The 22543-nt window shown below is 61.2% G+C and carries 20 protein-coding genes; 6 read left to right on the forward strand and 14 right to left on the reverse strand.

The annotated features are described in order from the left end of the window. The 12 genes from fabZ to rpsB form a co-directional block, all read right to left on the reverse strand. Nucleotides 1-462: a 3-hydroxyacyl-ACP dehydratase FabZ gene (gene fabZ / locus ACN9M3_RS18290; RefSeq protein ID WP_055924214.1), complete on the reverse strand. Its 462-nt coding sequence runs from the start codon at nt 460-462 to the stop codon at nt 1-3. Next, nucleotides 459-1514, reverse strand: a complete 1056-nt coding sequence (lpxD, locus tag ACN9M3_RS18295) for a UDP-3-O-(3-hydroxymyristoyl)glucosamine N-acyltransferase (protein WP_426318230.1) — start codon at nt 1512-1514, stop codon at nt 459-461. The genes fabZ and lpxD overlap by 4 nt, the downstream gene beginning before the upstream one ends. Nucleotides 1515-1533: 19 nt before the next feature. Further along, nucleotides 1534-2046 carry an OmpH family outer membrane protein gene (locus tag ACN9M3_RS18300; protein ID WP_426161916.1) on the reverse strand — a complete coding sequence of 171 codons (513 nt, stop codon included), beginning with the start codon at nt 2044-2046 and terminating at the stop codon, nt 1534-1536. 44 nt (nt 2047-2090) lie between these two features. Then, nucleotides 2091-4424 carry an outer membrane protein assembly factor BamA gene (gene bamA / locus ACN9M3_RS18305; RefSeq protein ID WP_426161917.1) on the reverse strand — a complete coding sequence of 778 codons (2334 nt, stop codon included), beginning with the start codon at nt 4422-4424 and terminating at the stop codon, nt 2091-2093. A gap of 17 nt (nt 4425-4441) precedes the next feature. Next, complete coding sequence (rseP, locus tag ACN9M3_RS18310; RefSeq protein ID WP_426318231.1) at nt 4442-5806, reverse strand: RIP metalloprotease RseP; 1365 nt, start codon at nt 5804-5806, stop codon at nt 4442-4444. A 10-nt stretch (nt 5807-5816) separates the two neighbouring features. After that, on the reverse strand, nt 5817-6989 hold the full coding sequence (gene ispC, locus ACN9M3_RS18315; protein ID WP_426318232.1) for a 1-deoxy-D-xylulose-5-phosphate reductoisomerase: 1173 nt from the start codon (nt 6987-6989) through the stop codon (nt 5817-5819). Nucleotides 6990-6997: 8 nt separating this feature from the next. Beyond that, the gene (locus ACN9M3_RS18320) at nt 6998-7834 is read right to left on the reverse strand and encodes a phosphatidate cytidylyltransferase (RefSeq protein ID WP_426318233.1); all 837 of its coding nucleotides are present in this window, start codon (nt 7832-7834) and stop codon (nt 6998-7000) included. A gap of 11 nt (nt 7835-7845) precedes the next feature. Beyond that, nucleotides 7846-8598 (reverse strand): polyprenyl diphosphate synthase, encoded by a 753-nt coding sequence (gene uppS / locus ACN9M3_RS18325; protein WP_426161921.1) that lies wholly within the window; start codon nt 8596-8598, stop codon nt 7846-7848. 65 nt (nt 8599-8663) lie between these two features. Beyond that, nucleotides 8664-9224, reverse strand: a complete 561-nt coding sequence (gene frr / locus ACN9M3_RS18330; RefSeq protein ID WP_057262710.1) for a ribosome recycling factor — start codon at nt 9222-9224, stop codon at nt 8664-8666. A 33-nt stretch (nt 9225-9257) separates the two neighbouring features. Further along, nucleotides 9258-9974: a UMP kinase gene (gene pyrH, locus ACN9M3_RS18335; RefSeq protein WP_130312126.1), complete on the reverse strand. Its 717-nt coding sequence runs from the start codon at nt 9972-9974 to the stop codon at nt 9258-9260. A 270-nt stretch (nt 9975-10244) separates the two neighbouring features. After that, nucleotides 10245-11159, reverse strand: coding sequence for a translation elongation factor Ts (tsf, locus tag ACN9M3_RS18340; protein WP_426161922.1), 915 nt, complete (start codon nt 11157-11159; stop codon nt 10245-10247). A gap of 145 nt (nt 11160-11304) precedes the next feature. Then, nucleotides 11305-12057: a 30S ribosomal protein S2 gene (gene rpsB / locus ACN9M3_RS18345; protein ID WP_130312122.1), complete on the reverse strand. Its 753-nt coding sequence runs from the start codon at nt 12055-12057 to the stop codon at nt 11305-11307. A 312-nt stretch (nt 12058-12369) separates the two neighbouring features. Here rpsB and ACN9M3_RS18350 point away from each other — a divergent pair, with 312 nt between their 5' ends. The 3 genes from ACN9M3_RS18350 (at nt 12370) to ACN9M3_RS18360 (ending at nt 13722) form a co-directional block, all read left to right on the forward strand. Next, complete coding sequence (locus ACN9M3_RS18350) at nt 12370-12804, forward strand: SRPBCC family protein (protein ID WP_426318234.1); 435 nt, start codon at nt 12370-12372, stop codon at nt 12802-12804. Between the two features lie 10 nt (nt 12805-12814). Further along, on the forward strand, nt 12815-13015 hold the full coding sequence (locus ACN9M3_RS18355; protein ID WP_426161925.1) for a DUF4287 domain-containing protein: 201 nt from the start codon (nt 12815-12817) through the stop codon (nt 13013-13015). A 62-nt stretch (nt 13016-13077) separates the two neighbouring features. Continuing rightward, nucleotides 13078-13722: a hypothetical protein gene (locus ACN9M3_RS18360; protein ID WP_426318235.1), complete on the forward strand. Its 645-nt coding sequence runs from the start codon at nt 13078-13080 to the stop codon at nt 13720-13722. Between the two features lie 5 nt (nt 13723-13727). Here the strand turns inward: ACN9M3_RS18360 and ACN9M3_RS18365 are convergent, their stop codons facing one another. Next, the gene (locus ACN9M3_RS18365; RefSeq protein ID WP_426318236.1) at nt 13728-15620 is read right to left on the reverse strand and encodes a M6 family metalloprotease domain-containing protein; all 1893 of its coding nucleotides are present in this window, start codon (nt 15618-15620) and stop codon (nt 13728-13730) included. A 118-nt stretch (nt 15621-15738) separates the two neighbouring features. Then, complete coding sequence (locus tag ACN9M3_RS18370; protein WP_426318237.1) at nt 15739-18156, reverse strand: phosphocholine-specific phospholipase C; 2418 nt, start codon at nt 18154-18156, stop codon at nt 15739-15741. A gap of 223 nt (nt 18157-18379) precedes the next feature. Here ACN9M3_RS18370 and map point away from each other — a divergent pair, with 223 nt between their 5' ends. Genes map through ACN9M3_RS18385 form a run of 3 tightly spaced genes read left to right on the forward strand, consistent with a single transcriptional unit; the run spans nt 18380 to nt 22536 of the window. Further along, complete coding sequence (map, locus tag ACN9M3_RS18375; protein ID WP_426161931.1) at nt 18380-19198, forward strand: type I methionyl aminopeptidase; 819 nt, start codon at nt 18380-18382, stop codon at nt 19196-19198. A gap of 6 nt (nt 19199-19204) precedes the next feature. Further along, entirely contained in the window at nt 19205-21787 is a 2583-nt protein-coding gene (locus tag ACN9M3_RS18380; RefSeq protein ID WP_426318238.1) for a [protein-PII] uridylyltransferase, read from the forward strand. After that, nucleotides 21787-22536, forward strand: coding sequence for a pseudouridine synthase (locus ACN9M3_RS18385; RefSeq protein WP_426318239.1), 750 nt, complete (start codon nt 21787-21789; stop codon nt 22534-22536). The genes ACN9M3_RS18380 and ACN9M3_RS18385 overlap by 1 nt, the downstream gene beginning before the upstream one ends. Nucleotides 22537-22543: the final 7 nt, after the last annotated feature.

Consider the following 22543-nt stretch of genomic DNA (forward strand, 5'->3'; position numbering starts at 1 on the left):
TTACTCCACGGAGCGGATGGTGCACATCAGCTCAGCTTCCAGCGCTACCTGGCCGTCGACCGAGCCGACCGCCTTGTATTTCCAGATGCCGCGCGCATTGCGCAGGATTTCCACGTCCATCTTCAGCTGGTCGCCAGGACCGACTGGGCGCTTGAAGCGCGCATTGTCGATACCGACGAAGTACACCACCGAATTCTCGTCCGGCTTGATGCCCATGGACTTGAACGACAGCAGGGCTGCGGTCTGCGCCATCGCTTCGATCATCAGCACGCCGGGCATGACAGGCTTGTGCGGGAAGTGGCCGTTGAAGAACTCTTCGTTCACGGTCACGTTCTTGATGGCGGTGATGGACTTGTTCTCTTCATAAGAGATGACGCGATCAACCAGCAGCAGCGGGTAGCGGTGCGGCAGGTAAGCCTTGATCTCGCAGATGTCCATCGTTTTGTTTTCGGTAGTCGTCATGATTCTTCGTCTTCGGTTTTAGTTTTAATGGTCTTTTCCAGCGCGCGCATTTTATCGCGCATGGTCGGCAGGTTCCGGACAATCGCAGCCGACTTCTCCCAGTCGCTGTTCTTGGCCAAGGGGTAGAAACCCGTGTATTGGCCTGGTTCGGTGATCGAGCGCGATACCAGGCTGCCCGACGAAATATGGACATGGTCCGCAATCGTCAGGTGGCCAAGGATCATCGCCGCGCCACCGAAAGTGCAGTACTTGCCGATTTTTGCGCTGCCTGCCACGCCGACGCAGCCGGCCATGGCCGTGTGCGCGCCGATATGGCAGTTGTGGCCGATCTGGATCTGGTTGTCCAGCTTCACGCCGTCTTCAATAATGGTATCCGCCAGCGCGCCGCGGTCCACGGTGGTGTTGGCGCCGATATCGACATCGTCGCCGATCACTACGCGGCCCACTTGCGGGATGCGTACGTAGACCCCGCCGTCATTGGCAAAGCCGAAGCCGTCGGTGCCGATCACCGCGCCCGAGTGGATGATGCCGCGCTTGCCAATCACGCACTTCGAATGGAAAGTCACATTGGCAAAGAAATGCGTGCCCTCGCCCACCCGCGCATCGCGGCCGATGGTGCAGCCGGCATCAAGCACCACGCCAGCGCCGATCACGGCGCCCGCTTCGACCACCACTTTGGGGCCGATATGGGCAGTGGCGTCCACGCTCGCAGCCGGGTCGACATACGCCGTCGGGTGCACGCCGGCCGGGCGCACATAGGCCGTCTGCGCTTCGAAGATCTGCGCGGCGCGAGCAAAGTACACGTAGGGATTCTTGACGACGATGCGGGCACCCTTGTAGGTTTCTGCCACGGTGGCATCGTCATTGGCGCTGACAATCAGGGCTGCCGCCTGGCTTTGCCCTGCTTGTGAACGGAATTTGCTGTTACTGAGGAAGCTGATATGCGAAGCGCCTGCATCGGTCAACGGCGCGATCCCGGCAACATAAAGTTCCGGGTCCCCCACCAGTTGGCCGCCCAGGCGCTCGACCAGTTCTCCTAGCCGAAGGCCCATCTGTAATCCAATCTATCTGTTATTTGTCCAACGCTTCCAGCACCTTGTTGGTGATGTCGATGCGCGGGCTGGCCCACACGGCGTCCTGCAGGACGATGTCGTAGCCTTCGGTATTTGCAAGCTGCTTGATGATCTTCGTCGCCTTTTCGGCAATCGCAGCACGCTCCTCGTTGGTGCGCTGGTTCAGGTCTTCGCGGAATTCACGCTGGCGGCGCTGGAAGTTCAGGTCCGCCTCGTAGGCTTCGCGCTGCAGCTTGCTGCGCTCCGGCTCGGGCTTGCTGGCGCCTTCCTTTTCCCATTTCTCGGCCGCCGCCTTGGAGCGCATGGCCAGTTCCTGCAGCGCTTTCTCGCGGCTGGAGAATTCCTCGCGCAGCTTGTTGTCGGCCGACTTGGCCAGCTTCGATTCGTTGTAGATGCGCTCGGCGCTCAGCCAGGCAATCCGGGAGGACTGCGCCAGCGCCGGTGCCGCGGCCATCATGCCCAGCGCCAGTACGGCAGCGATTTTGCCCAGGGTAGCGGTTGCAGTCTTCAACTCGATTCTCCGTCCAAATAAGTTGCTTTGGTGCACTAAATGCATCAGAAACCAGTGCCCATCTGGAACTGGAAGCGTTCCAGGCGGTCACCCAGTTTGTCGTTCAGAGGCAAAGCATAACTCAACTTCAGCGGCCCCACCGGGGAAATCCAGCTCAAGCCCAGGCCGGCCGAGAAGCGCAGCTCGGACAGGCGCATCTTCTGGCGTTCCTGGTAGACCTGGCCGCCATCGAGGAAGCCGAACCAGCGCAGCGAGCGGTCCTGGCCCTGGCCTGGGAACGGCATCTGCAGTTCGGCATTGCCGATCAGGCGCGAAGCACCGCCCAGCGAGTCGCCGTAGCGCGGGTCGACCGCGCCCAGCGAGGAACTCTGGTAGCCGCGCACCGAGCCGATGCCGCCGGCGTAGAAGTTCTTGAAGACCGGGTAGTTCTTGCCGCCGAAGCCGCGGCCATAGTCGACCTCGCCCTTCAGCGCCAGGGTGATCTTGTTGGTCAGCGGCTTGTACCACTGGGTTTCGTACACCGCTCGCCAGTACTTCGATTCGCCGATCGCATCCAGTTCCAGGTTGATGCGCTGCATGTAGCCGAGGGTCGGGGTCATGGCGGAGTCGCGGCTGTCGCGCGCCCACGCCGCGGTCAGCGGAACCGAGTAGGCGTTGACCGAGCCGACGCCGCTGGCCGGGCCGCCCAGGTCGCGCACGTACTGCTTGAAGTAGGTCGGCGACGATTCGTCGGTTTCCACGTTCGACTTTTCCAGCCCGATACCGAAGAAGATGGTGTCCTGCTCGGAGAACGGCACGCCGAAGCTCACGCGGCCGCCGGTCTGCTTGATGGTGTACAGGCCGGTGTTGACTGCAGGCGGGCGGAAGGTGCGCAGGTAGAGCTCATAGCTGCGCGAGATGCCGTCCGGCGTGAAGTACGGATTGGTGTGCGAGAACGCGATGGTGCGGCTGTACTTCGAGGTATTCAGTTCCAGGCCCACGGTGTTGCCCGAGCCGGCGAAGTTGGCCTGCTGGATCGCCGCGTTGAAGGTGAACTTTTCAGCCTGCGAGAAAGCGCCGCCGATCTGGAAATTGCCGGTCGGGCGTTCGACCACGGACAGGTTGATGTCCACCTGGTCGGAGGTGCCCTGCGCTTCCGGCGTGTCGACGGTCACGTCCTTGAAATAGCCGGTGCGGTCGACGCGGTCGCGCGAAGCCTTGATCTTGGAGGCGTCGTACCAGCTCGATTCGAACTGTCGGAACTCGCGGCGGATCACTTCGTCGCGGGTGGTGGTGTTGCCCGAGATATTGATGTGGCGCACATAGGCGCGCTTGCCCGGGTCGATGAAGAAGGTGAACGCGACTTCGCGCTTGGCCTGGTCGATCTCAGGGTTGGCATTCACGTTGGCGAAGGCGAAACCGAAGGTGCCGAGGCGGTCGGTAATCAGCTTGTTGGTGGCGGTCAGCAGCTTGCCGGAGTACAGCTTGCCCTTTTGCAGCAGCACCAGCTGGCGCAGTTCGTCTTCGCGGCCGAACATTTCGCCTTCGAACTTGATGTCGGAGACGGTGTACTTTTCACCCTCGGTGATATTGATGGTGATGTAGATGTCCTTCTTGTCCGGCGTGATCGAGACCTGGGTCGAATCCACGTTCATCTCGATATAGCCGTGGTCCAGGTACCAGGACTTCAGGGTCTCGATGTCGCCATTCAGCTTGGTCTTGGAATACTGGTCGGACTTGGTGTACCAGCTGAACCAGCCGCCGGTATTCAGGGCGATCTGCTCTTTCAGTTCCTTGTCGCTGAAAGCCTTGTTGCCGACGATATTGATCTGCTTGATGCGCGCCACGTCGCCTTCATCGACGTCGAAGTCGATGCTGACGCGGTTACGCTCCATCGGGGTAACGGTGGTGGTGATTTTCACGCCGTACAGGCCGCGCGACAGGTACTGACGCTTCAATTCCTGTTCGGCGCGGTCCACCGATGCCTTGTCGAAGGTCTTGGCTTCGCCGACGCCGATATCCTTCAGCGCCTTGACCAGCATGTCCTTCTCGAATTCGTGGGTGCCTTTGAAGTCCACCTTGGCGATCGCCGGGCGCTCTTCCACGATCACCACCAGCACATTGCCGTCGCGCTCCAGCTTCACATCCTTGAAGATGCCGGTCGCGTACAGGGCCTTGATGGTGGCTACGGATTTGTCGTCACTGAAGGTTTCGCCCACGCGCACCGGCAGGTAGCTGAACACGGTGCCGGCTTCGGTACGCTGGATGCCTTCGACGCGGATATCCTTGACGACGAACGACTCGGCGGCCATTGCGCTGCCGGAGCAGAAAGCCAGGACGGCTGCGCCTACCAGGGTACGGCGGAATTGGGGAGCGATACGATCAGTGTGTAATTTCATCGGCAAATCGAAAAAAATTAAAGCAGGCGGGCCAGGTCATTGAATATCGCCAGCGCCATTAAAGACACCAGCAATCCCAGTCCAATACGCTGCGCCATTTCGCCAAAGCGCTCGGAAACGGGGCGCCCTGTCAAAACTTCCAGCGAATAATACAGCAAATGCCCCCCATCCAGAACAGGAATTGGCAGCAAATTCATCAGTCCAAGGCTCACGCTGATAAAGGCGACGAAGGCAATAAAAGGCTCGGCGCCCATTTTCGCCGTTTCACCGGCATATTCGGCAATGGTCAGCGGGCCGGTAATATTCTTCAGCGAGACTTCACCAACAATCATGCGGCCCAGGATCTTGAAGGTCATCGTGCAGATTTCCTTTACCTGGCGCACCGCCTTGGCGCCTGCCTCCAGCGGGCCGTAGTGCACCACCATCGTATCAACAGCGCCCACCAGTTCGGCCTTGATCTTACCGACTGTTACAAGACCTTTGCTGTTTGCCTGCTTGTCCTCTACCGCATCCGGGGTCAGCTCGAGCTCCAGCCTGCGCCCCTCGCGCAGCACGGTCACGACCAGCTTTCGGCCCGGCGAGCGCAGGACTTCGGCCACGAAGCCGCGCGCATCGTCAATCGGCTGGCCGTCGACAGCCTGGATCACATCGCCCTTCAGCATTCCGGCGCGGCGGGCGGCGCCGCCCTCCTCCATGCGGCCAATGACTGGCGGCGGGCGCATCAGGTCGAGGCCGATCACCGCCGGCACGTCGTCCTCGAGGCTCACATGGCCCGCCGCTTCGGCCGGCAGCGAAGCGCGAACTTCGCCGTAACCGGGGCGTTCGACCACCAGGCTCAGGGCTTCCTTGTGAATTGCAGACTGGATGATGGCCCAGCGCAGCTCGGACCAGCCCTGCACCGGATCGCCATTGACCGACTTGACCAGGTCGCCCCGGTGCAGGCCGGCGGCAGCTGCTGCCGTCGCTTTCGCCGGTTCCGCAATACGGGCCGTCGGCTCGCGCACGCCGGACATGTACAGGCCGGCGTATAGGGCGATAGCAAGCAGGAAGTTGGCCAGCGGGCCGGCGGCCACGATGGCGATGCGTTTCCACACGCTCTGGCGGGTAAATTCACGGGCCAGGTCTTCGGCCGGCAGGCCGGATACATCGCCTTCGCGGGCATCCAGCATCTTCACGTAGCCGCCCAAGGGGATGGCAGACAAGGCCCATTCGGTCTGGTCCTTGCCGAACCTGCGCATCCAGACGATGCGGCCCATGCCGACCGAGAAGCGCAGCACCTTGACACCGCACCAGCGCGCCACCAGGTAGTGCCCCAACTCGTGGATGATGATCAGGGAACCGAGACAGACAATCGTGGCGAGAATGGTGCGGAAAGTGTCCATGGCTGGCTGCTTATCCGGCGATGATCCGTTCTGCTGCGGCCCGTGCCAGCGCATCCTGCGCCATCACGGCATCAATGCTGCTGGCCGCTCCATGCGGCAATTCGTCCATCACCTGGCGAATCACGCGGTCGATGCGGCGGAAGCCGATGCACTCGTCGAGGAAGGCCTGTACCGCCACCTCGTTGGCCGCATTCAGCAAGGCTGGCGCGGTGCCGCCTGCACGCAAGGCCTCGTAGGCCAGTGCCAGGCAAGGGAAACGGTTGAAGTCCGGCTTTTCGAACTGCAGGGTGCCGACCTGGGTCAGGTCAAGCTGTGCCACGCCGGAGGCGACGCGCTCCGGGTAAGCCAGCGCATGGGCGATCGGCGTGCGCATGTCCGGGTTGCCCAGTTCCGCCAGTACGGAGCCGTCGTTGTAGGACACCATCGAGTGGATCACCGATTGCGGGTGGATCACGACCTCGATCTGTTCGGCCGGGGCGCCGAACAGCCAGTGGGCCTCGATCACTTCCAGGCCCTTGTTCATCATGGTCGCGGAATCGACCGAAATCTTGCGGCCCATGACCCATTTAGGGTGCTTGCAGGCCTCGTCCGGGGTCACGTTTTCCAGCGTGGCGACGTCGCGCTTCAGGAACGGGCCACCGGAAGCGGTCAACAGGATCCTGGTAACGCCGAAGGCAGAAGGCACGCGGCCATAGCCTTGCGGCAGGCACTGGAAGATCGCATTGTGCTCGGAATCGATCGGCAGCAGCACGGCGCCGCTTTCGGCCACGGCATCCATAAACAACTGGCCGGACATGACCAGCGCTTCCTTGTTGGCCAGCATGACCTTCTTGCCGGCGCGGGCGGCAGCCAGGGTTGGCGCCAGACCGGCGGCGCCGACGATGGCGGCCATCACGGCATCGGTTTCGGAGGCTGCGGAAACCGCGCACAGCGCAGCTTCACCCCACTCCACTTCGGTGCGGCAGCCGGCGGCACGCAGCAAGGCGCCCAACTGGTCGGCGGCAGCGGCGCTGCCGACTACGGCGCGAGCCGGTCGGAACTGGACGCACTGTGCAGCCAGTTCTTCGACGCGGCTATGGGCGGTCAACGCGTAGACAGAATAACGGTCCGGGTGGCGCGCAATCACGTCCAGTGTGGAGACGCCGATCGAGCCAGTGGCGCCGAGGATGGTAATGCGTTGCATGGAATTCCTTAGAACAGCCTTGGAGTGATCAACGCAGCGATGGGCAGCACCGGCACCAGCGCGTCGATACGGTCAAGCACGCCGCCGTGGCCAGGCAGCAGGTTGCTGCTGTCCTTCATGCCGGAGCGGCGCTTGAGCATGGATTCAAACAGGTCGCCCACAATGGATGCGGCGACGATCAGCACCAGCACGGCCAGCATGATGCCCCAGCCCATGCGGGTCGCCAGGCGCACCGCGAAAGTGTCCTGCAGCAGGGGTACGGATGGCGCCAGCAGCACGGTCACGACGGCCAGCAGCAGCACGGCAACCAGGCCGCCTACCGCGCCCTCCCACGACTTGCCGGGAGAGATGGTCGGTGCCAGCTTATGCTTGCCGAAAGCCTTGCCGGAGAAATAGGCGAAGATGTCGGCCGCCCACACAATGGCCATGACCGACAGCAGGTAGACAGGGCCGCGCGCGAACAGCAGCAGGATGGCGACGAAGCAGGACACCAGGGTCACGGCGTACACCATGCTCAGCATGGTATTGCCCATGCCTTCGGCCGGCGGCAAGCCCAGTTTGAGGGCCGGCGCAAAGCGGATCAGCCAGATGGCCGCGCCGATGGCCAGCCAGAACCTGGCCTGTTCGAGTCCCGCGTTGAAGAAGAAGGTATAGACAAACGCCGCCGCCCACGCGGCCGCCACGACGATCGCGGCGCGGTTCTTGAACAGGCGGAAGGCTTCCCACACGGCAGCGGCAAAGAACACAGCCACCACCACATTCACCGCCGGCTGGTAGCCGGAGAACAGGACAGGCAACAATACCGCCAGCAGCAGGACGGCGGTAATCACGCGGGTTTTCAGCATTGTTTTAGCTCTTATTTGCTTTTCTTTGCCACCTGGTCGCCAGTGCGGCCAAAGCGGCGTTCACGGCCCTGGTAGGAGGCAATTGCCTCATCCAGGCGTTCGGCATTGAAGTCGGGCCAGTAGGTGTCGGTGAAGTGCAGTTCCGTATAGGCCAGTTGCCACAGCAGGAAATTGGAGATGCGCTCTTCACCGCCGGTACGGATGAACAGGTCCGGCTCCGGGGCATATGCCATCGACAGGTAGGGTGCCAGTTGCTCTTCCGAGAAATCGGTCGTGCCGGGGTGCTCGGCCACCATCTTGCCGATCGCCTGCATGATATCCCAGCGGCCGCCATAGTTGGCGCACACGGTGACGGTCATGCGGGTGTTGTTGGCGGTCTTGCGCTCGGCATTGGCGATCATGTCCTGCAGCTTCTGGTCGAAGCGCGACAGGTCGCCCACCACCTTCAGGCGGATGTTGTTCGCATGCATTTTCGACACCTCACGCTCCAGGGCCGTCACGAAAAGCTTCATCAGCAGCGATACCTCTTCTTCCGGCCGGCGCCAGTTCTCGGAACTGAACGCAAAGACGGTCAGGTACTCGATGCCCCGCTCGGCGCAGGCTTCCACCACGGTGCGCACCGCTTCCACGCCTTTGACGTGGCCCGCCACGCGCGGCAGGAAACGCTTGGTTGCCCAGCGCCCGTTGCCGTCCATGATGATCGCCAGGTGGCGCGGCACCTTGGGCGCATCAGGCACGTCGGTTGTCGAACTAGAATATTTCATAGGTGCGTAAACTAAAAATCCGGGGAGGCAGGGGCAATACCCCTATCCTCCCCGGTTTCGGGACCTTAGACGGTCAGGACTTCTTTCTCTTTTTCGGCGACGGTCTTGTCGATGTCGGCGATGAACTTGTCGGTCAGCTTCTGCACTTCGTCAGCTGCGCGGCGCTCTTCGTCTTCCGAAATGGCCTTGTCCTTCACCAGCTTCTTCAGGCCTTCGTTGGCGTCGCGGCGGATGTTGCGCACGGCGACTTTAGCGTCTTCGCCTTCGCCCTTGCACAGCTTGACCATTTCCTTGCGGCGCTCTTCGTTCAGCGGCGGGGTCGGCACGCGGATCATGTCGCCCTGCGAGGCCGGGTTCAGGCCCAGGTCGGAATCGCGGATCGCCTTTTCAATGACGGCGCCCATTTTCTTTTCGAACGGGGCTACGCCGATGGTGCGCGCGTCAACCAGGGTCAGGTTGGCGACCTGGTTCAGCGGGGTCGGGTTGCCATAGTAGTCCACCATCACGTGGTCCAGGATGCCTACGTGGGCGCGGCCGGTACGCACTTTGGCCAAGTCGGCCTTCAGGGTTTCCAGCGATTTGACCATGCGGTCCTGAGTATTCTTTTTAATGTCAGCGATAGACATTGCTGCTCTCCTGTTGCAATTACTTGAAATATTTTAAACGTGAACCAGTGTACCCTCTTCCTCGCCCATAATCACGTTCATCAACGCGCCCGGCTTGGTAATTGAGAATACTTTGATCGGCAGTTTCTGGTCGCGGCACAGCGCGAAGGCGGTGGCATCCATGACTTGCAGGTGCTTGGCGATCGCTTCGTCAAAGCTGATCTTGTGGTACATGGTGGCGTTCGGGTCTTTCTTCGGGTCGGCGGTGTAGATGCCGTCGACCTTGGTGGCCTTCAGCACGATTTCCGCGCTCACTTCCGAGCCGCGCAGGGCCGCTGCGGTGTCGGTGGTAAAGAACGGGTTGCCGGTGCCGGCGGCGAAGATCACGACCTTGCCCTCTTCCAGGTACTGCAGCGCTTTCGGGCGCACATAAGGCTCGACCACCTGCTCGATGCCGATAGCCGACATCACGCGCGCGGTCACGCCCACGTGCTTCATTGCGTCGGCCAGGGCCAGCGCGTTCATCACGGTAGCCAGCATGCCCATGTAGTCGGCGGTGGCACGGTCCATGCCCTGGGCGCCAGGCGCCACGCCACGGAAAATGTTGCCGCCGCCAATGACGACCGCCAGTTCAACGCCCAGCTTTGCTACTTCGGCGACGTCCGCCACCATGCGTTCGATGGTGCCGCGGTTGATGCCGTACGGGTCATCGCCCATCAGGGCTTCGCCGGACAATTTCAGGAGGACGCGCTTGAAGGCTGGTTTTGACATGAGCTGGGGCTCCTTTTAAATGTTTTGTTCGGTGTGGCTTCGGCGGCAATGATAACGGAAATGCCATTGTCCACCGTTTAATTCAGGATTGAAAGCCTTAAAAGAGGCTTAACAACCTTAAAACCGGTAAACCAGTGCCTGACCCGCAGGGTCAGGCACTTGCCCGCTGCCGCCGCGTATCGGGTGTCAGACCCTGCGGGTCTGACACTGGTTTACCGGTTTGGCAAGCAGCAGGCTTAAAAAAACGGGCCTTTCGGCCCGTTTTCTTGATTATGCGCCTTTGGAGGCAGCCATCTGGGCTGCGACTTCCGCCGCGAAATCGTCAACTTTCTTCTCAATGCCTTCGCCAACCACGTACATGGTGAATGCCTTAACGGTGGTGTTAGCGGCTTTCAGCATCTGCTCGACGGACTGCTTGTCGTTCTTCACGAAAGCCTGGTTCATCAGCGACACTTCTTTCAGGTACTTGGCAACGGCGCCATCGATGCGCTTGGCAACGATGTCGGCTGGCTGGGCTGGCTTGCCAGCGGCAACAGCGGCAGCAGCGTCTTCGTCCGACTTGGCCTGGGCAACCGAACGCTCTTTAGCGATCAGATCGGCAGGAACTTGCTCGGAGGACAGAGCCACTGGCTTCATTGCAGCGATGTGCATGGCCACGTCTTTACCAACTTGCTCGTCGGCGCCGTCGAACTCGACGATTACACCGATCTTGGTGCCGTGCAGGTATGCAGCCAGCTTGCCGGTGGTTTCGAAACGCTGGAAGCGACGGATCGACATGTTTTCGCCGATCTTGCCCACCAGGGCAGCGCGCACTTCTTCCAGGGTCTGGCCGTTGCCAGCTGGCAGGGCCAGCAGGGCAGCAACGTCAGCTGGGTTGTTTTCAGCGGCCAGCTTGGCAGCCAGGGCAGCCAGGGCCAGGAAGTCGTCGTTCTTGGCAACGAAGTCGGTCTCGGAGTTCACTTCAACCAGGGCGCCGATGTTGCCGGCGATGTGGGAAGCAACCACGCCTTCAGCGGTGATGCGTGCGGAAGCTTTGGCAGCCTTGCCGCCCAGCTTAACGCGCAGCAGCTCTTCCGCTTTGTCCATGTCGCCGCCGGCTTCGGTCAGCGCTTTTTTGCATTCCATCATTGGCGCGTCGGTCTTAGCGCGCAGTTCACCTACCATTGCTGCAGTAATTGCTGCCATGTGATTCTCCTGTATTCGGTTTGGGATTCAGTCCGGGGCGGCGCCAAAGGCAGCCTGCTCATCCGGGTAATTCTGTTTAAAAAAAAGGGGGAGCTGGTGGGCCACCCCTTTCTCAAGCTGAAGCTGCCTTGCGGCAGCCAGGCAGTTAAGCCTGCTCGTTAACTTCTACGAACTCGTCGCCAGCTGCAGTCTTGATGGATTCCAGGACTTCAGTGGTAGCGTTTGCACGACCTTCCAGGATCGCGTCTGCCACGCCGCGGGCGTACAGGGTGATCGCTTTGGAGGAGTCGTCGTTACCAGGGATAACGTGAGTCACGCCTTCTGGGGAATGGTTGGTATCGACCACGCCGATCACTGGGATGCCCAGTTTTGCGGCTTCGGTGATCGCGCCTTTGTGGTAGCCAACGTCAACCACGAAGATTGCGTCAGGAACACCGCCCATATCCTTGATACCGCCGATCGACTTCTGCAGCTTTTCCAGTTCGCGACGGAACAGCAGAGCGTCTTTCTTGGTCAGCTTTTCAACGGAACCGTCTTCGATCGAAGCTTCCATGTCTTTCAGGCGCTTGATCGAGGTCTTGATGGTCTTGAAGTTGGTCAGCATGCCGCCCAGCCAACGCTGGTCAACAAACGGAACACCGGCGCGCTGAGCTTCAGCAGCGATGATGTCGCGAGCCTGGCGCTTGGTGCCAACCATCAGGATGGTGCCACGGGAAGCGGAGATTTGACGGATGGTTTTCATCGCGTCCTGGTACATGGCCAGGGTCTTTTCCAGGTTGATGATGTGAATCTTGTTGCGGTGGCCGAAGATGAACGGAGCCATCTTTGGGTTCCAGAAACGGGTTTGGTGACCGAAGTGGACGCCGGCTTCCAGCATTTCACGCATCGTTACAGACATTATTTACTCCAGGGTTGGGTCTGGAATCCTCCCAGTCACCCTTGCGGGCACCCTTGTTGGGGGGATTCGGGTTTATAAAATAAGAAAATTTACTACTTTGCAAGACACTAGGTCAGGCAACCATAAATTTTAGCGTATTGGAGGGGGCTCATGCAAGCGTATTGCAGCCTTCCACACAGTGCGCCGGGCCGCATTTTAGTGCAAACTTGATAATAAATACAAAGATTTCCGAAAATTTTCGTATTTCTTGTCGATTCTTGGCGCGCTGGCGCGTCGTGCCTGTACCAACCCACCCAAATGGAGATTACTGAAATGGCTACGAATACCATCAAACTGCATCGTGTACTGCGCGCTTCCCCTGAGCGCATCTACAAGGCCTGGACCACCGCCTCGGCCTTCAACAAATGGCTGCCGCCAAACGGTTACCTGGGCGAAGTGCACGAAATGGATGCCAGCGTTGGCGGCAAGTACCGCATGTCCTTTGTTGACCTGGGCACCGGTTTTACCCACTCCTTCGGCGGCGAATACCTGGAACTGCATCCGGGCGAGAAAATCCGCTACACCGCGGTGTTCGACGATCCGAACCTGCCGGGCCAGATGCAGACCACCATCAATCTGCGCGCCGTCTCCTGCGGCACCGAAGTCGACATCGTCCAGGAAGGGGTGCCAGCTGTAATCCCGGCGGAGCAATGCTATCTCGGCTGGCAGCAGTCGCTGGCCTTGCTGGCTTTACTGGTTGAACAGTAAGGAGGCGGCCATGGGATCTCCCTCCTCCTACTTCCCCTCGATCGAAGCAAAGTACGGCAAGCCGGTCGAGCATTGGCTCAAGCTGCTGAAGGGCATGAAAGACTTGAAGCACATGGATATGGTGGCTGCGCTGAAGGCCGAACACGGCATGGGCCACGGCCATGCCAATGCCCTTGTTGCGCACTTCAAGACGGAGAACAGCAAAGCTTGATCCGCATCTAAGCGGCAGGAGGGGAGCGTCGCCACAATGGGGAAACACGTCGAGGTGCCCTCATGAGCCTGGTTGACATCAATCCCCTACCCGCCGAAGATGAAATCATGGATCCAGCAACCAAACAGTATGTTGATTCCAGCCTCCTGATCGCTGAGGGGCGTTCTGACGTAAAGCTCGCGGAATTCCGCTCCACGATTGAAGCGTACACTGCCCGGGCTGACGAACGCGAGGCGGCTGCCCGGGCGCGCGAAGCCCTCGACGCAAAAGCCTTCGTGCAACATATGAGCGAGATTGCTGCGCGGGCCGCTGAGCGCGATGCGGCCGCACGGGAGCGCGAGGCAGCCATTGTGGAGCGCGAGGCCATCCGGGCCAAGGCATTTGAACGACGGATGGACGGCTATGAGGCACGGGCCGACGAGCGCCAAAGGGCCACGGAGGCAAGGCTTGATCGAATCGAAGCTTCAATTGCAAGCTTGAAAAAACTCGTCGTGGGAGCTTCCCTCAGCACCGTGCTGGGCGTGGGGGCGATCTACGTAGCACTGGTCCAGAATTATCACGCTGCCTTCGACTCGGCTCGCTATCTTACGACGGCCGAGCGGGACGTGGCGGCGCAGCGCCAGCGCACCGAAGCGCTGCTGACCGCCATCGATGCCCGCTTGGCCGCCATGCAGAAAGCTGGCGGCCAGCAGGACCCTTCACCTTAGGCGCCTTACTTCGTGACGCTCAGCGTGTAGTTGCCGGAGCCGCTATACGAGTACACAGTGATCCGGTAATAGGCTACCGCGGCACTGTAGCTGATCGCTTCGGTCGACGTCGGGCTGGTCGACGAAGCCACCTGCACCCACGCACTGCCATTCCACTTCTCCAGCTTCAACTCAAAGTCGGCGTTCGACGGGCCGGACAGGTTGGCCTTGATCGTGCCGCCGTTGTAGTAGAAGTATGGCGATGGGTGGATGGCGGATGCATTGGTGCCGGACAGGTAGCCGGTGTAGGTTTCACCGCCGCCCGTGCCGTCGCCCTTCACGACATCGAAGGAGATCGTCTTGGCGGCCGCGCTGATATTGGCAAGGCCGAAGTTGGAACCGCTGCCGCTCCACCAGCGCGAGTTGGTGCCATGGCTGGCGTAGTTGTTCGGCACCGTGTCATAGAAGGCCTTGTAGATTGCGCCGTCATACAGGTCGGTGCCGTCGCCGCGATTCACATTGTTTTCGGGATCGCGGCGGCCATCGGCATGTTCCATCTGCACGTATGGATGCCACTCGTCGGAGTTGTTGCCCGCCGGGTCGATGTGCCACACGGCCAGGCCGGAACCCAGTTGGTACAGGTTCTGGTCCGCTTTGTAGATCGCTTCCACGTAGAAGGCCTCATCGGTCTTGGCCGGATTGGTCCAACGATACAGGCTGTGCGAACCGGAAGTGTGACTCAGGCGGCCTTTCGGCGCATTGGCGTTCAGCGCCGGATTCAGCTCGGTCACCGTATCCCAGCCCACCTGGTAGCGGAAGAAGCCATTCGGCGGCACCGGGCGGTACTGGCTTTGCGCGCCAATGCTGCCGAAGCCCATGATGCAATAGCTGGCCGCCGAACCTTCGGAGCTGCCGTCATAGTCATACAGGTCCGGCCAGCCCATTACCAGGTGTCCGGTCTCGTGAGAAAAGGTGCCGATTGCCAGGCTGTTGCCCATATTAGTGATCTGGTAGTAGCCGGTGCAGACGCCGTCCGCGCAGAACTGCTTGCCCAGCCAGCCCATGTGCGGCCACAGGCCCTTGGACCAGGCGCTGTCCGCGCCGCCGGAGTAGAAGAAGTTCAGGCCGCGAATGCGCTTGTTGGCATCAACGCTCAGCGATGCGAAGTTGAAGCCTTGGGTGTATTCCAGCCAGTTCAATGCTTCGGAAATCAGCTCCTGCGAACGCACGCCGGAATCGAGCGAGCTGTCGGCGTAATAGGCCTTGTTTTTCTTGGCGCGGTAGTAGATCGTGGTGGTGTTGGTGTAATCCAGCTTGCCGCCCGAGACCGATTGCCAGTAGCCGCGCACGGACTGCGCGTTGCCGAAGCCGGTGTACGGCATGTCGTTCAGGAAGGAATTGACCTGGGCCTGGGTGATCGTACCGGGAACGTCCGGGAAATCGATGATCACGGTCAGGCCTTTGACCTGGCCCGTTACAGGGGCCGCCAGGGCCTGCGGCGCGCTCATGGCGGCGCTCGCCGATTTGCGGGCGCTATCCAGCGTGCGGCCGTTCATCTTCTCGAACTTTTCCTTGGCCTTGCGGGCGCGGGCTTCCTGGCTCAGGCCTTCTTGCTTCTTCGCGGTACCGCCCAGGCTACGCACCTTGGCGTTGGTCGCCAGCACGCCGGTCGACACCAGTTCGTCGCCGGCGGCGTTCACGGTGGCGTAGCAGAAGCCTTTCTTTGCGGCGTCGTACACGACCAGCGAGCCGTCATCGGTACGTTGTTCGGCGTAGTAATCGTTACCATCCAGGTGAACGCGCAGCTTTTCACCGCCTGGCTGCTTGAACTCATAAACGCTGTCTTTGTAGGGAATACCAGCCTGCGCAAACAGGCTGGCCATCAACATCGCAGCTGCAGTAACTACTTTCAATCGCATTTCGGTCTCTCCGTTTCTTGTTGTAAAGAAAGGAAAGTAAATCACGCACGATTGTGCAAGTCTTGATGAATTTATAAGTGCGCGGTGTAGAAATCGGCACAATCGCGCACCATCGACATCAAGTCACCGTGAAGGCAACCGGGCCTGCAAGGGCCGAATAGCCGTCGTTATACAGCAGCCAAGCTGCATAGCTGCCGGCGGCCAGGCCGGACGTGGCGAAGGCTGCCGTGCCGGCGCCGCTGGCGACGTACTGCCATGCCAGCGAGGCGGTCGAGCCTGGCGTGACGCCGTTACGGTAAATGCCGATCCAGTTCTTGCTGTTAACCTGCGGGGCGGGAACCGAGTAGCTGAAGCTGATTGGAGTGCCGCGCGGGACCGAAGCGGCGCTGGCCGACAACGTAGCCCTGGGACCGGCTGGCGTGCGGCCCAGTACCGGGTCGGTGCGGCTGGCCTGGCCGTTTTCCACGCGGCCGGCCATGCGGCGCAGGTATTGCGCGTCGAAGTCGCAAGTCACGGCCAGGTCGTACCAGCCGTAGCTGGCTCCAACCGGAATGCTCACGACGGCCTGTTGGCCGGCAGCCACAGTGTGGCTCGTGGCGGCGCGCCCATAGGCATTGTCGACAATGCGGAAGGTGGCGGCACGCAAACCCTCCACATTGGAGAGGACGATATCAACCGACATGGCGAGCGGGTTGGCGTTCAGCCACGCCTCCGGGCGCGCACCGCCAGTCGCAGTCGCCAATGCCAGCACGCCGGCAAACTCACGCTGGAAACCGCCCGGCCCCACAACGCTCAGGTGATAGTTGGGCGTAGACCAGTTCCATGCTTCGCGTTCGATCTTCTTGCTTGCTTCGACCGTGTAATACCATGGGCCGTCGCTACGGACCTGGGAATAGACGATAAACGCACCGCCTGCCAAGCCCTGGTTGAAGAACGACAGCTCCACCTGCTTCGACAAATTCACCCGTGCCGTAGCGGCAAAGGCGTACGGCAAGGCGCAGGAGTAGCGCGGGCTGCCGCCCTCTTGCACCGGCAAGGTCTGCACTGCCGGCGGTTGCGGATAAGGCTTGCCCGACACCAGCTGGTAGGTGGTCGATTTCGGCACGGTCGATGGCCACGACGAATTCGGCGTCTTGAAATCAAAGGCCGAAGTCAGGTCGCCGCACACCGCGCGGCGCCATGGGGAAATGTTCTCGCAGGCGATGCTGGAGCGATGCTTGCCCAGGCCGGCCACCAGCCATTCTTCGAGAAAGCGCAGCTTGGAGGTATGGTCGAACAACTGCGAGCACACACGGCCACCTTTGCTCCACGGCGAAATGACCAGCATCGGTACGCGCGGGCCTAGGCCGACCGGAATGCCGTTGTAGTTTTCGTATTGACCGTTATCGGCCAGCGTGCTGCGCCCCATGCCGGTGTTCAATGGGGCCATATGCGAAGGGATGTGATCGAAGAAGCCGTCGTTTTCGTCGTAGGTAAGAAGGAAGACCGTTTTCGACCACACGTCGGGGTTGGCGACGAGTGCGGCGAGCAAGCGCGCAGTGAGGTTCTCGCCGGCGTTGGGCGAGTTCGGCGAATGTTCCGTGTAATCGTTGGGAGCGACGATCCACGACACTTGCGGCAACCGGTTATTGCGCACATCGTCGGCGAAGGAATTCACCAGCCAGTCGCCCTTGGTGCCGCGCGCGTTGCTTTCATAGGAACCCGGCGCGATGACCCGGCCCTTCTGGTATAGCGGGCTGCTCTCCGACAGGCGCGTGCCATCGGCATTGACGCGGAAGTTGCGGAAATAGGCCAGGTAGTTGTCGCCGTAGTTGTCCCATTCCTGGTACACCTTCCAGCTTACGCTGTTCGCCTCCAACACTTCGGCATAGGTGCGCCAGTTCGGCGCGCTGGCCGTCACGGACGGCGTGATGTTGTCGTATTTCGGATCGTTGTTGTAGTAGCCAGCCGAATCTATGTTGTACAGGCTGCCCATCGCGCCGAGCCAGTTCTGGTTGCTGCCGGTCAGCGAGTACATGCGGTTCGGGTCGGTGGCGCCGAAGATCGAGCAATGGTAATCGTCACAGATGGTGAAGGCGTCGGCCAACGCGTAGTAGAACGGCAGGTCGCCGCGGTCGAAATAGCCCATGCTCTGGGCGGTCTTCTGCTTGACCCAGGCGTCCCAGCCCTGCCATGTGGTTTGCGAACCTTTCCAGCTATGGTTGGTGCCCAGCGAGAGTGCGCTGGTATTCTTGGCGTCGAAATGGAATGGCAGCACATAGCCGCCAGTGCCGTTGGGCTGGTACCAGACCGCTTTCCCGCCCGGCAGCGTGATCGCGCGCGGGTCGTTGAAGCCGCGCACGCCAGCCAGGGTGCCGAAGTAATGGTCGAAGGAGCGGTTTTCCTGCATGAAGATGACGACGTGCTGCACGTCGGCCAGGGTGCCGGTGGCGCTGTAGGCCGGCACCGCCAGCGCTTGCCTGATCAGGTCGGGGAACAGGGTGCTGGCGGCGCCAGCGGAGGCCATGCCAAGGAACTTGCGGCGGCTGGTGGACATCGTTTTTCCTTATCGGTCTGGTTGTAGGGTGTGCCGATGCTAAGGTGCATTTATGACCATTTCATGTCGCCTGTCACCCGTGCGCCACGCCTTTGACCGATTCGCAACCCAGCGTCCCGCAATTCGGCATAGGCGGCCGACCGGGCGCGCGCTGAGGCTGTCGTTTATAATCTTGCTGATAACGCCCCTGAGTGGCGTACCCTGTACAGAACAGCAAGATCCCATGACTATCAATATCAAAACTCCCGAGGACATCGCAGGCATGCGCGAGGCCGGCCGCCTCGGCTCCGAGGTGCTCGACTACATCACCCCCTTCGTCAAGGCTGGCGTCACCACCGGCGAGCTGGACCGCCTGTGCCACGAGTACATGACCAATGTGCAGGGCACCGTCCCGGCGCCGCTGAATTACTGCCCGCCAGGTTATACGCCCTACCCTAAAGCCATCTGCACCTCGGTCAACGACGTGATCTGCCACGGCATCCCTGGCGACAAGGTGCTGAAGGATGGCGATGTGGTCAACCTGGACATCACCGTCATCACCAAGGATGGCTACCACGGCGACAACAGCCGCATGTTCTTCATCGGCAAGCCATCGATCCTGGCCAAGCGCCTGTCGGACGTCACCTTTGAATGCATGTGGCTGGGCATTCAGCAGGTCAAGCCGGGCGCCACCCTGGGCGATATCGGCCACGCGATCCAGGTGCATGCCGAGAAAAACGGCTACAGCGTGGTGCGCGAGTTCTGCGGCCATGGCATCGGCAAGGTCTTCCACGAAGAACCGCAGATCCTCCACTACGGCAAGCCAGGCACCGGCCCCGTGCTGGAAGCAGGGATGGTCTTCACCATCGAGCCGATGATCAATGCCGGCCGCCGCGAGATCAAGGAAATGCCGGATGGCTGGACCATCAAGACCAAGGATCGCAGCCTGTCCGCACAATGGGAACATACGCTGGTCGTTACCGAAACCGGTTACGAGGTGCTGACCCTGTCCGCCGGCAGCCCGCAGCCGCCAGCTTTCATCACTGAAAAAGCCGCAGCATAAAAACGCATGCCCCACGCCGCGATGAAGAAGGACCTCCGGGAACAGCTCAAGGCCCGGCTTAAATCGGACCGCCAACGCATCATTGCCAACTTCCATGAAGACGGCATGCCAGAGAAGCTGTTGCGCAACCTGCGCAGCAGCGTCGACGACATCCTGACGCAAGCGTGGGCAGCAAACCGCCTGCCGCCGCAAGCCGCCCTGGTGGCGGTCGGCGGCTACGGGCGCGGCGAACTATTCCCCTACTCTGACGTCGACGTCCTGATTTTGCTGCACGAAGCGCCGGACGACGCCGCGCGCGGCAAGCTGGAAGAATTCGTCCAGCTGCTATGGGACCTGGGCCTGGACGTGGGCCACAGCATCCGCACCATCGACGAATGCCTGGCCGAATCGAAGGCCGACATCACCGTGCAAACCAGCCTGCTGGAAGCGCGCATCATCACCGGCAACATGGTGCTGTTCGCGCAACTGCAGGACGCCTACAACAAGGCCATGGACCCGCGCGCCTTCTTCGAGGCCAAGACCATCGAAATGCGCCAGCGCCATGCCAAGTACGAGGACACCCCTTTCAGCCTGGAGCCCAACGTCAAGGAAAGCCCGGGCGGCCTGCGCGACCTGCACGTGATCCTGTGGATGGCCAAGGCCGCCGGCCTGGCCAACTCCTGGCGCACCCTGGCCGTGCGCGGCCTGATCACCCAGACCGAAGCGCGCCAGCTGATGGAGAAGGAACGCGCCTTCAAGGATATCCGCGTGCGCCTGCACCTGGTGGCCGGCCGCCGCGAGGACCGCCTGGTGTTCGACGTGCAGACCGCCGTGGCCGAAACCCTGGGCCTGAAAGCCACCGGCACCGGCGTGCACATGCGCCGCGCCAGCGAATACCTGATGCAGCGCTACTACTGGGCTGCCAAGACCGTGGTGCAGCTCAACACCATCCTGCTGCAGAACATCGAGTCCTACCTGTTCCCACACGACGAGAAGCCGGTGCGCATCAACGAGCGCTTCAGCGAAGTGAACGGCATGATCGACATGAACGACGACGACACGTTTGAAAAGACGCCGTCGGCCATCATGGAAATCTTCGTGCTGCTGTGCGAGCGCCCTGCCCTGAAAGGCATGACCGCGCGCACCATGCGCGCACTGTGGCATGAGCGCTTCAAGATCGACGCCGACTTCCGCGCCGATCCGGTCAACAAGGCTTACTTCCTGCGCATCCTGCAGGCGCCACAGGGCATCATCCACAACATGCGCCGGATGAACGAGCTGTCGATCCTGGGCCGCTACCTGCCAAGCTTCCGCAAGATCACGGGCCAGATGCAGCACGACCTGTTCCACGTCTACACGGTGGACCAGCACATCATGATGGTGCTGCGCAATATGCGCCGCTTCACCATGACCGAGCACGCACACGAGTATCCGTTCTGCTCGCAGCTGATGGCCAACTTCCCGCAGCCATGGCTGCTGTACGTGGCGGCCCTGTTCCACGACATCGCCAAGGGCCGCGGCGGCGACCACTCCAAGCTGGGCGTGGCCGACGTCGAGCAGTTCTGCCAGGAGCACGGCATCAACGAGGAGGACACAGAACTGGTGGCCTTCCTGGTCGAGCAGCACCTGACCATGTCGCACGTGGCACAGAAGCAGGACATGTCGGACCCGGACGTGATCCAGGCCTTCGCCAAGACGGTGGGCGATGAACGCCACCTGACTGCGCTCTACCTGCTGACGGTGGCAGACATCCGCGGCACCAGCCCGAAAGTGTGGAATGCCTGGAAAGGCAAGTTGCTGGAAGACCTGTACAAGATGACGCTGCGCGTGCTGGGCGGCGAACCGCATTCCGCCGACCGCGAACTGAAAAACCGCCAGCAGGAAGCGCTGGCCACCCTGCGCCTGTACGGCCTGCCGCCCGACGCGCACGAAGCGCTGTGGAAGCAGCTCGACCTGGCCTACTTCCTGCGCCACGACGCCAGCGACATCGCCTGGCAGACGCGCGCGCTGTGGGATCGGCTGGACAGCGAACAGCCGGTAGTGAAAGCGCGCCTGGCGCCGATCGGCGAAGGCTTGCAGGTGGCCGTCTACATCAAGGACCAGCCCGACCTGTTCGCGCGCATCTGTTCCTACTTCGACCGCAAGAACTTCAGCATCCTCGATGCCAAGATCCATACGACGAAGCACGGCTATGCGCTCGACACCTTCCTGGTCACCGAGCAGAATTTCGCCAAGAGCTACCGCGACATCATCAACCTGATCGAGCATGAGCTGTGCGAACTGCTGGTAACACAAGGCCCGCTGACCGCGCCAAGCAAAGGCCGGCTGTCGCGCCTGTCGCGCACCTTCCCGATCCAGCCAACGTTGGACCTGCGCCCTGACGAACGCGGCCAGTACTATCTGCTGTCGGTGGCGGCCAACGACCGCACCGGCCTGCTGTACTCGATCGCCAACGTGCTGACCAAATACAAGATCAACCTGCATACGGCCAAGATCATGACCCTCGGCGAACGCGTGGAAGACGTGTTCATCGTCGACGGCCCTGCCCTGGCCAATGCCCGTACCCAGCTGCAGCTGGAAACCGACTTACTCGAAGTACTGAAAATCTGATGTCCGAAGAATTGTTACGCCTTTCCAAGCGCATGTCCGAACTGGGCCTGTGCTCCCGCCGTGAAGCCGATCAATGGATCGCCAAGGGCTGGGTGCGCGTGGATGGCAAGGTGGTGTCCGAACTGGGCACCAAGGTTTACCCGAGCCAGAAAGTCACCGTGGAACGCCAGGCTGCGGCCGAACAGGCGCGCCGCGTCACGATCCTGATCAACAAGCCGGTCGGCTACGTCTCAGGCCAGGCTGAAGACGGCTACCAGCCTGCCGTAGTGCTGATCAAGCCGGAAAACCGCTGGGCCGAAGACCGCTCGCCGGAACGCTTCGATCGCAACCAGTTGCGCAGCCTGGTGCCGGCAGGCCGTCTCGACATCGATTCGGTCGGCCTGCTGGTACTGACCCAGGACGGCCGCGTCGCCAAGCAGCTGATTGGCGAGAACACCAACGTTGACAAGGAATACCTGGTCCGCGTCGAATACACCAAACCAGGCCGCCTGCCGGACAGCGACCTGCAGCGCCTGAACCATGGCCTGTGGATGGACGGCAAACCGCTGCTGCCGGCGAAAGTACGCTGGCAGAACGACGACCAGCTCAGCTTCACCCTGCGCGAAGGCAAGAAGCGCCAGATCCGCCGCATGTGCGAAATGGTTGGCTTGCGCGTGGTAGGCTTGAAGCGCGTGCGGATTGGTCGTGTCAAACTTGGAAACTTGCCAGAAGGGCAATGGCGCTACCTCAGCCCGGACGAGCGCTTCTGAGTCGGCA

The sequence above is a fragment of the Pseudoduganella sp. R-43 genome, assembly GCF_049913255.1.
GTDB lineage: Bacteria > Pseudomonadota > Gammaproteobacteria > Burkholderiales > Burkholderiaceae_D > Rugamonas.

Bases quoted from the DNA above. Each gene is read 5' to 3' on its own strand.
- fabZ (WP_055924214.1), bottom strand. From the start codon at position 462: ATGACGACTACCGAAAACAAAACGATGGACATCTGCGAGATCAAGGCT.
- lpxD (WP_426318230.1), bottom strand. From the start codon at position 1,514: ATGGGCCTTCGGCTAGGAGAACTGGTCGAGCGCCTGGGCGGCCAACTG.
- bamA (WP_426161917.1), bottom strand. From the start codon at position 4,424: ATGAAATTACACACTGATCGTATCGCTCCCCAATTCCGCCGTACCCTG.
- rseP (WP_426318231.1), bottom strand. From the start codon at position 5,806: ATGGACACTTTCCGCACCATTCTCGCCACGATTGTCTGTCTCGGTTCC.
- ispC (WP_426318232.1), bottom strand. From the start codon at position 6,989: ATGCAACGCATTACCATCCTCGGCGCCACTGGCTCGATCGGCGTCTCC.
- ACN9M3_RS18320 (WP_426318233.1), bottom strand. From the start codon at position 7,834: ATGCTGAAAACCCGCGTGATTACCGCCGTCCTGCTGCTGGCGGTATTG.
- uppS (WP_426161921.1), bottom strand. From the start codon at position 8,598: ATGAAATATTCTAGTTCGACAACCGACGTGCCTGATGCGCCCAAGGTG.
- frr (WP_057262710.1), bottom strand. From the start codon at position 9,224: ATGTCTATCGCTGACATTAAAAAGAATACTCAGGACCGCATGGTCAAA.
- pyrH (WP_130312126.1), bottom strand. From the start codon at position 9,974: ATGTCAAAACCAGCCTTCAAGCGCGTCCTCCTGAAATTGTCCGGCGAA.
- tsf (WP_426161922.1), bottom strand. From the start codon at position 11,159: ATGGCAGCAATTACTGCAGCAATGGTAGGTGAACTGCGCGCTAAGACC.
- rpsB (WP_130312122.1), bottom strand. From the start codon at position 12,057: ATGTCTGTAACGATGCGTGAAATGCTGGAAGCCGGCGTCCACTTCGGT.
- ACN9M3_RS18350 (WP_426318234.1), top strand. From the start codon at position 12,370: ATGGCTACGAATACCATCAAACTGCATCGTGTACTGCGCGCTTCCCCT.
- ACN9M3_RS18355 (WP_426161925.1), top strand. From the start codon at position 12,815: ATGGGATCTCCCTCCTCCTACTTCCCCTCGATCGAAGCAAAGTACGGC.
- ACN9M3_RS18360 (WP_426318235.1), top strand. From the start codon at position 13,078: ATGAGCCTGGTTGACATCAATCCCCTACCCGCCGAAGATGAAATCATG.
- ACN9M3_RS18365 (WP_426318236.1), bottom strand. From the start codon at position 15,620: ATGCGATTGAAAGTAGTTACTGCAGCTGCGATGTTGATGGCCAGCCTG.
- ACN9M3_RS18370 (WP_426318237.1), bottom strand. From the start codon at position 18,156: ATGTCCACCAGCCGCCGCAAGTTCCTTGGCATGGCCTCCGCTGGCGCC.
- map (WP_426161931.1), top strand. From the start codon at position 18,380: ATGACTATCAATATCAAAACTCCCGAGGACATCGCAGGCATGCGCGAG.
- ACN9M3_RS18380 (WP_426318238.1), top strand. From the start codon at position 19,205: ATGCCCCACGCCGCGATGAAGAAGGACCTCCGGGAACAGCTCAAGGCC.
- ACN9M3_RS18385 (WP_426318239.1), top strand. From the start codon at position 21,787: ATGTCCGAAGAATTGTTACGCCTTTCCAAGCGCATGTCCGAACTGGGC.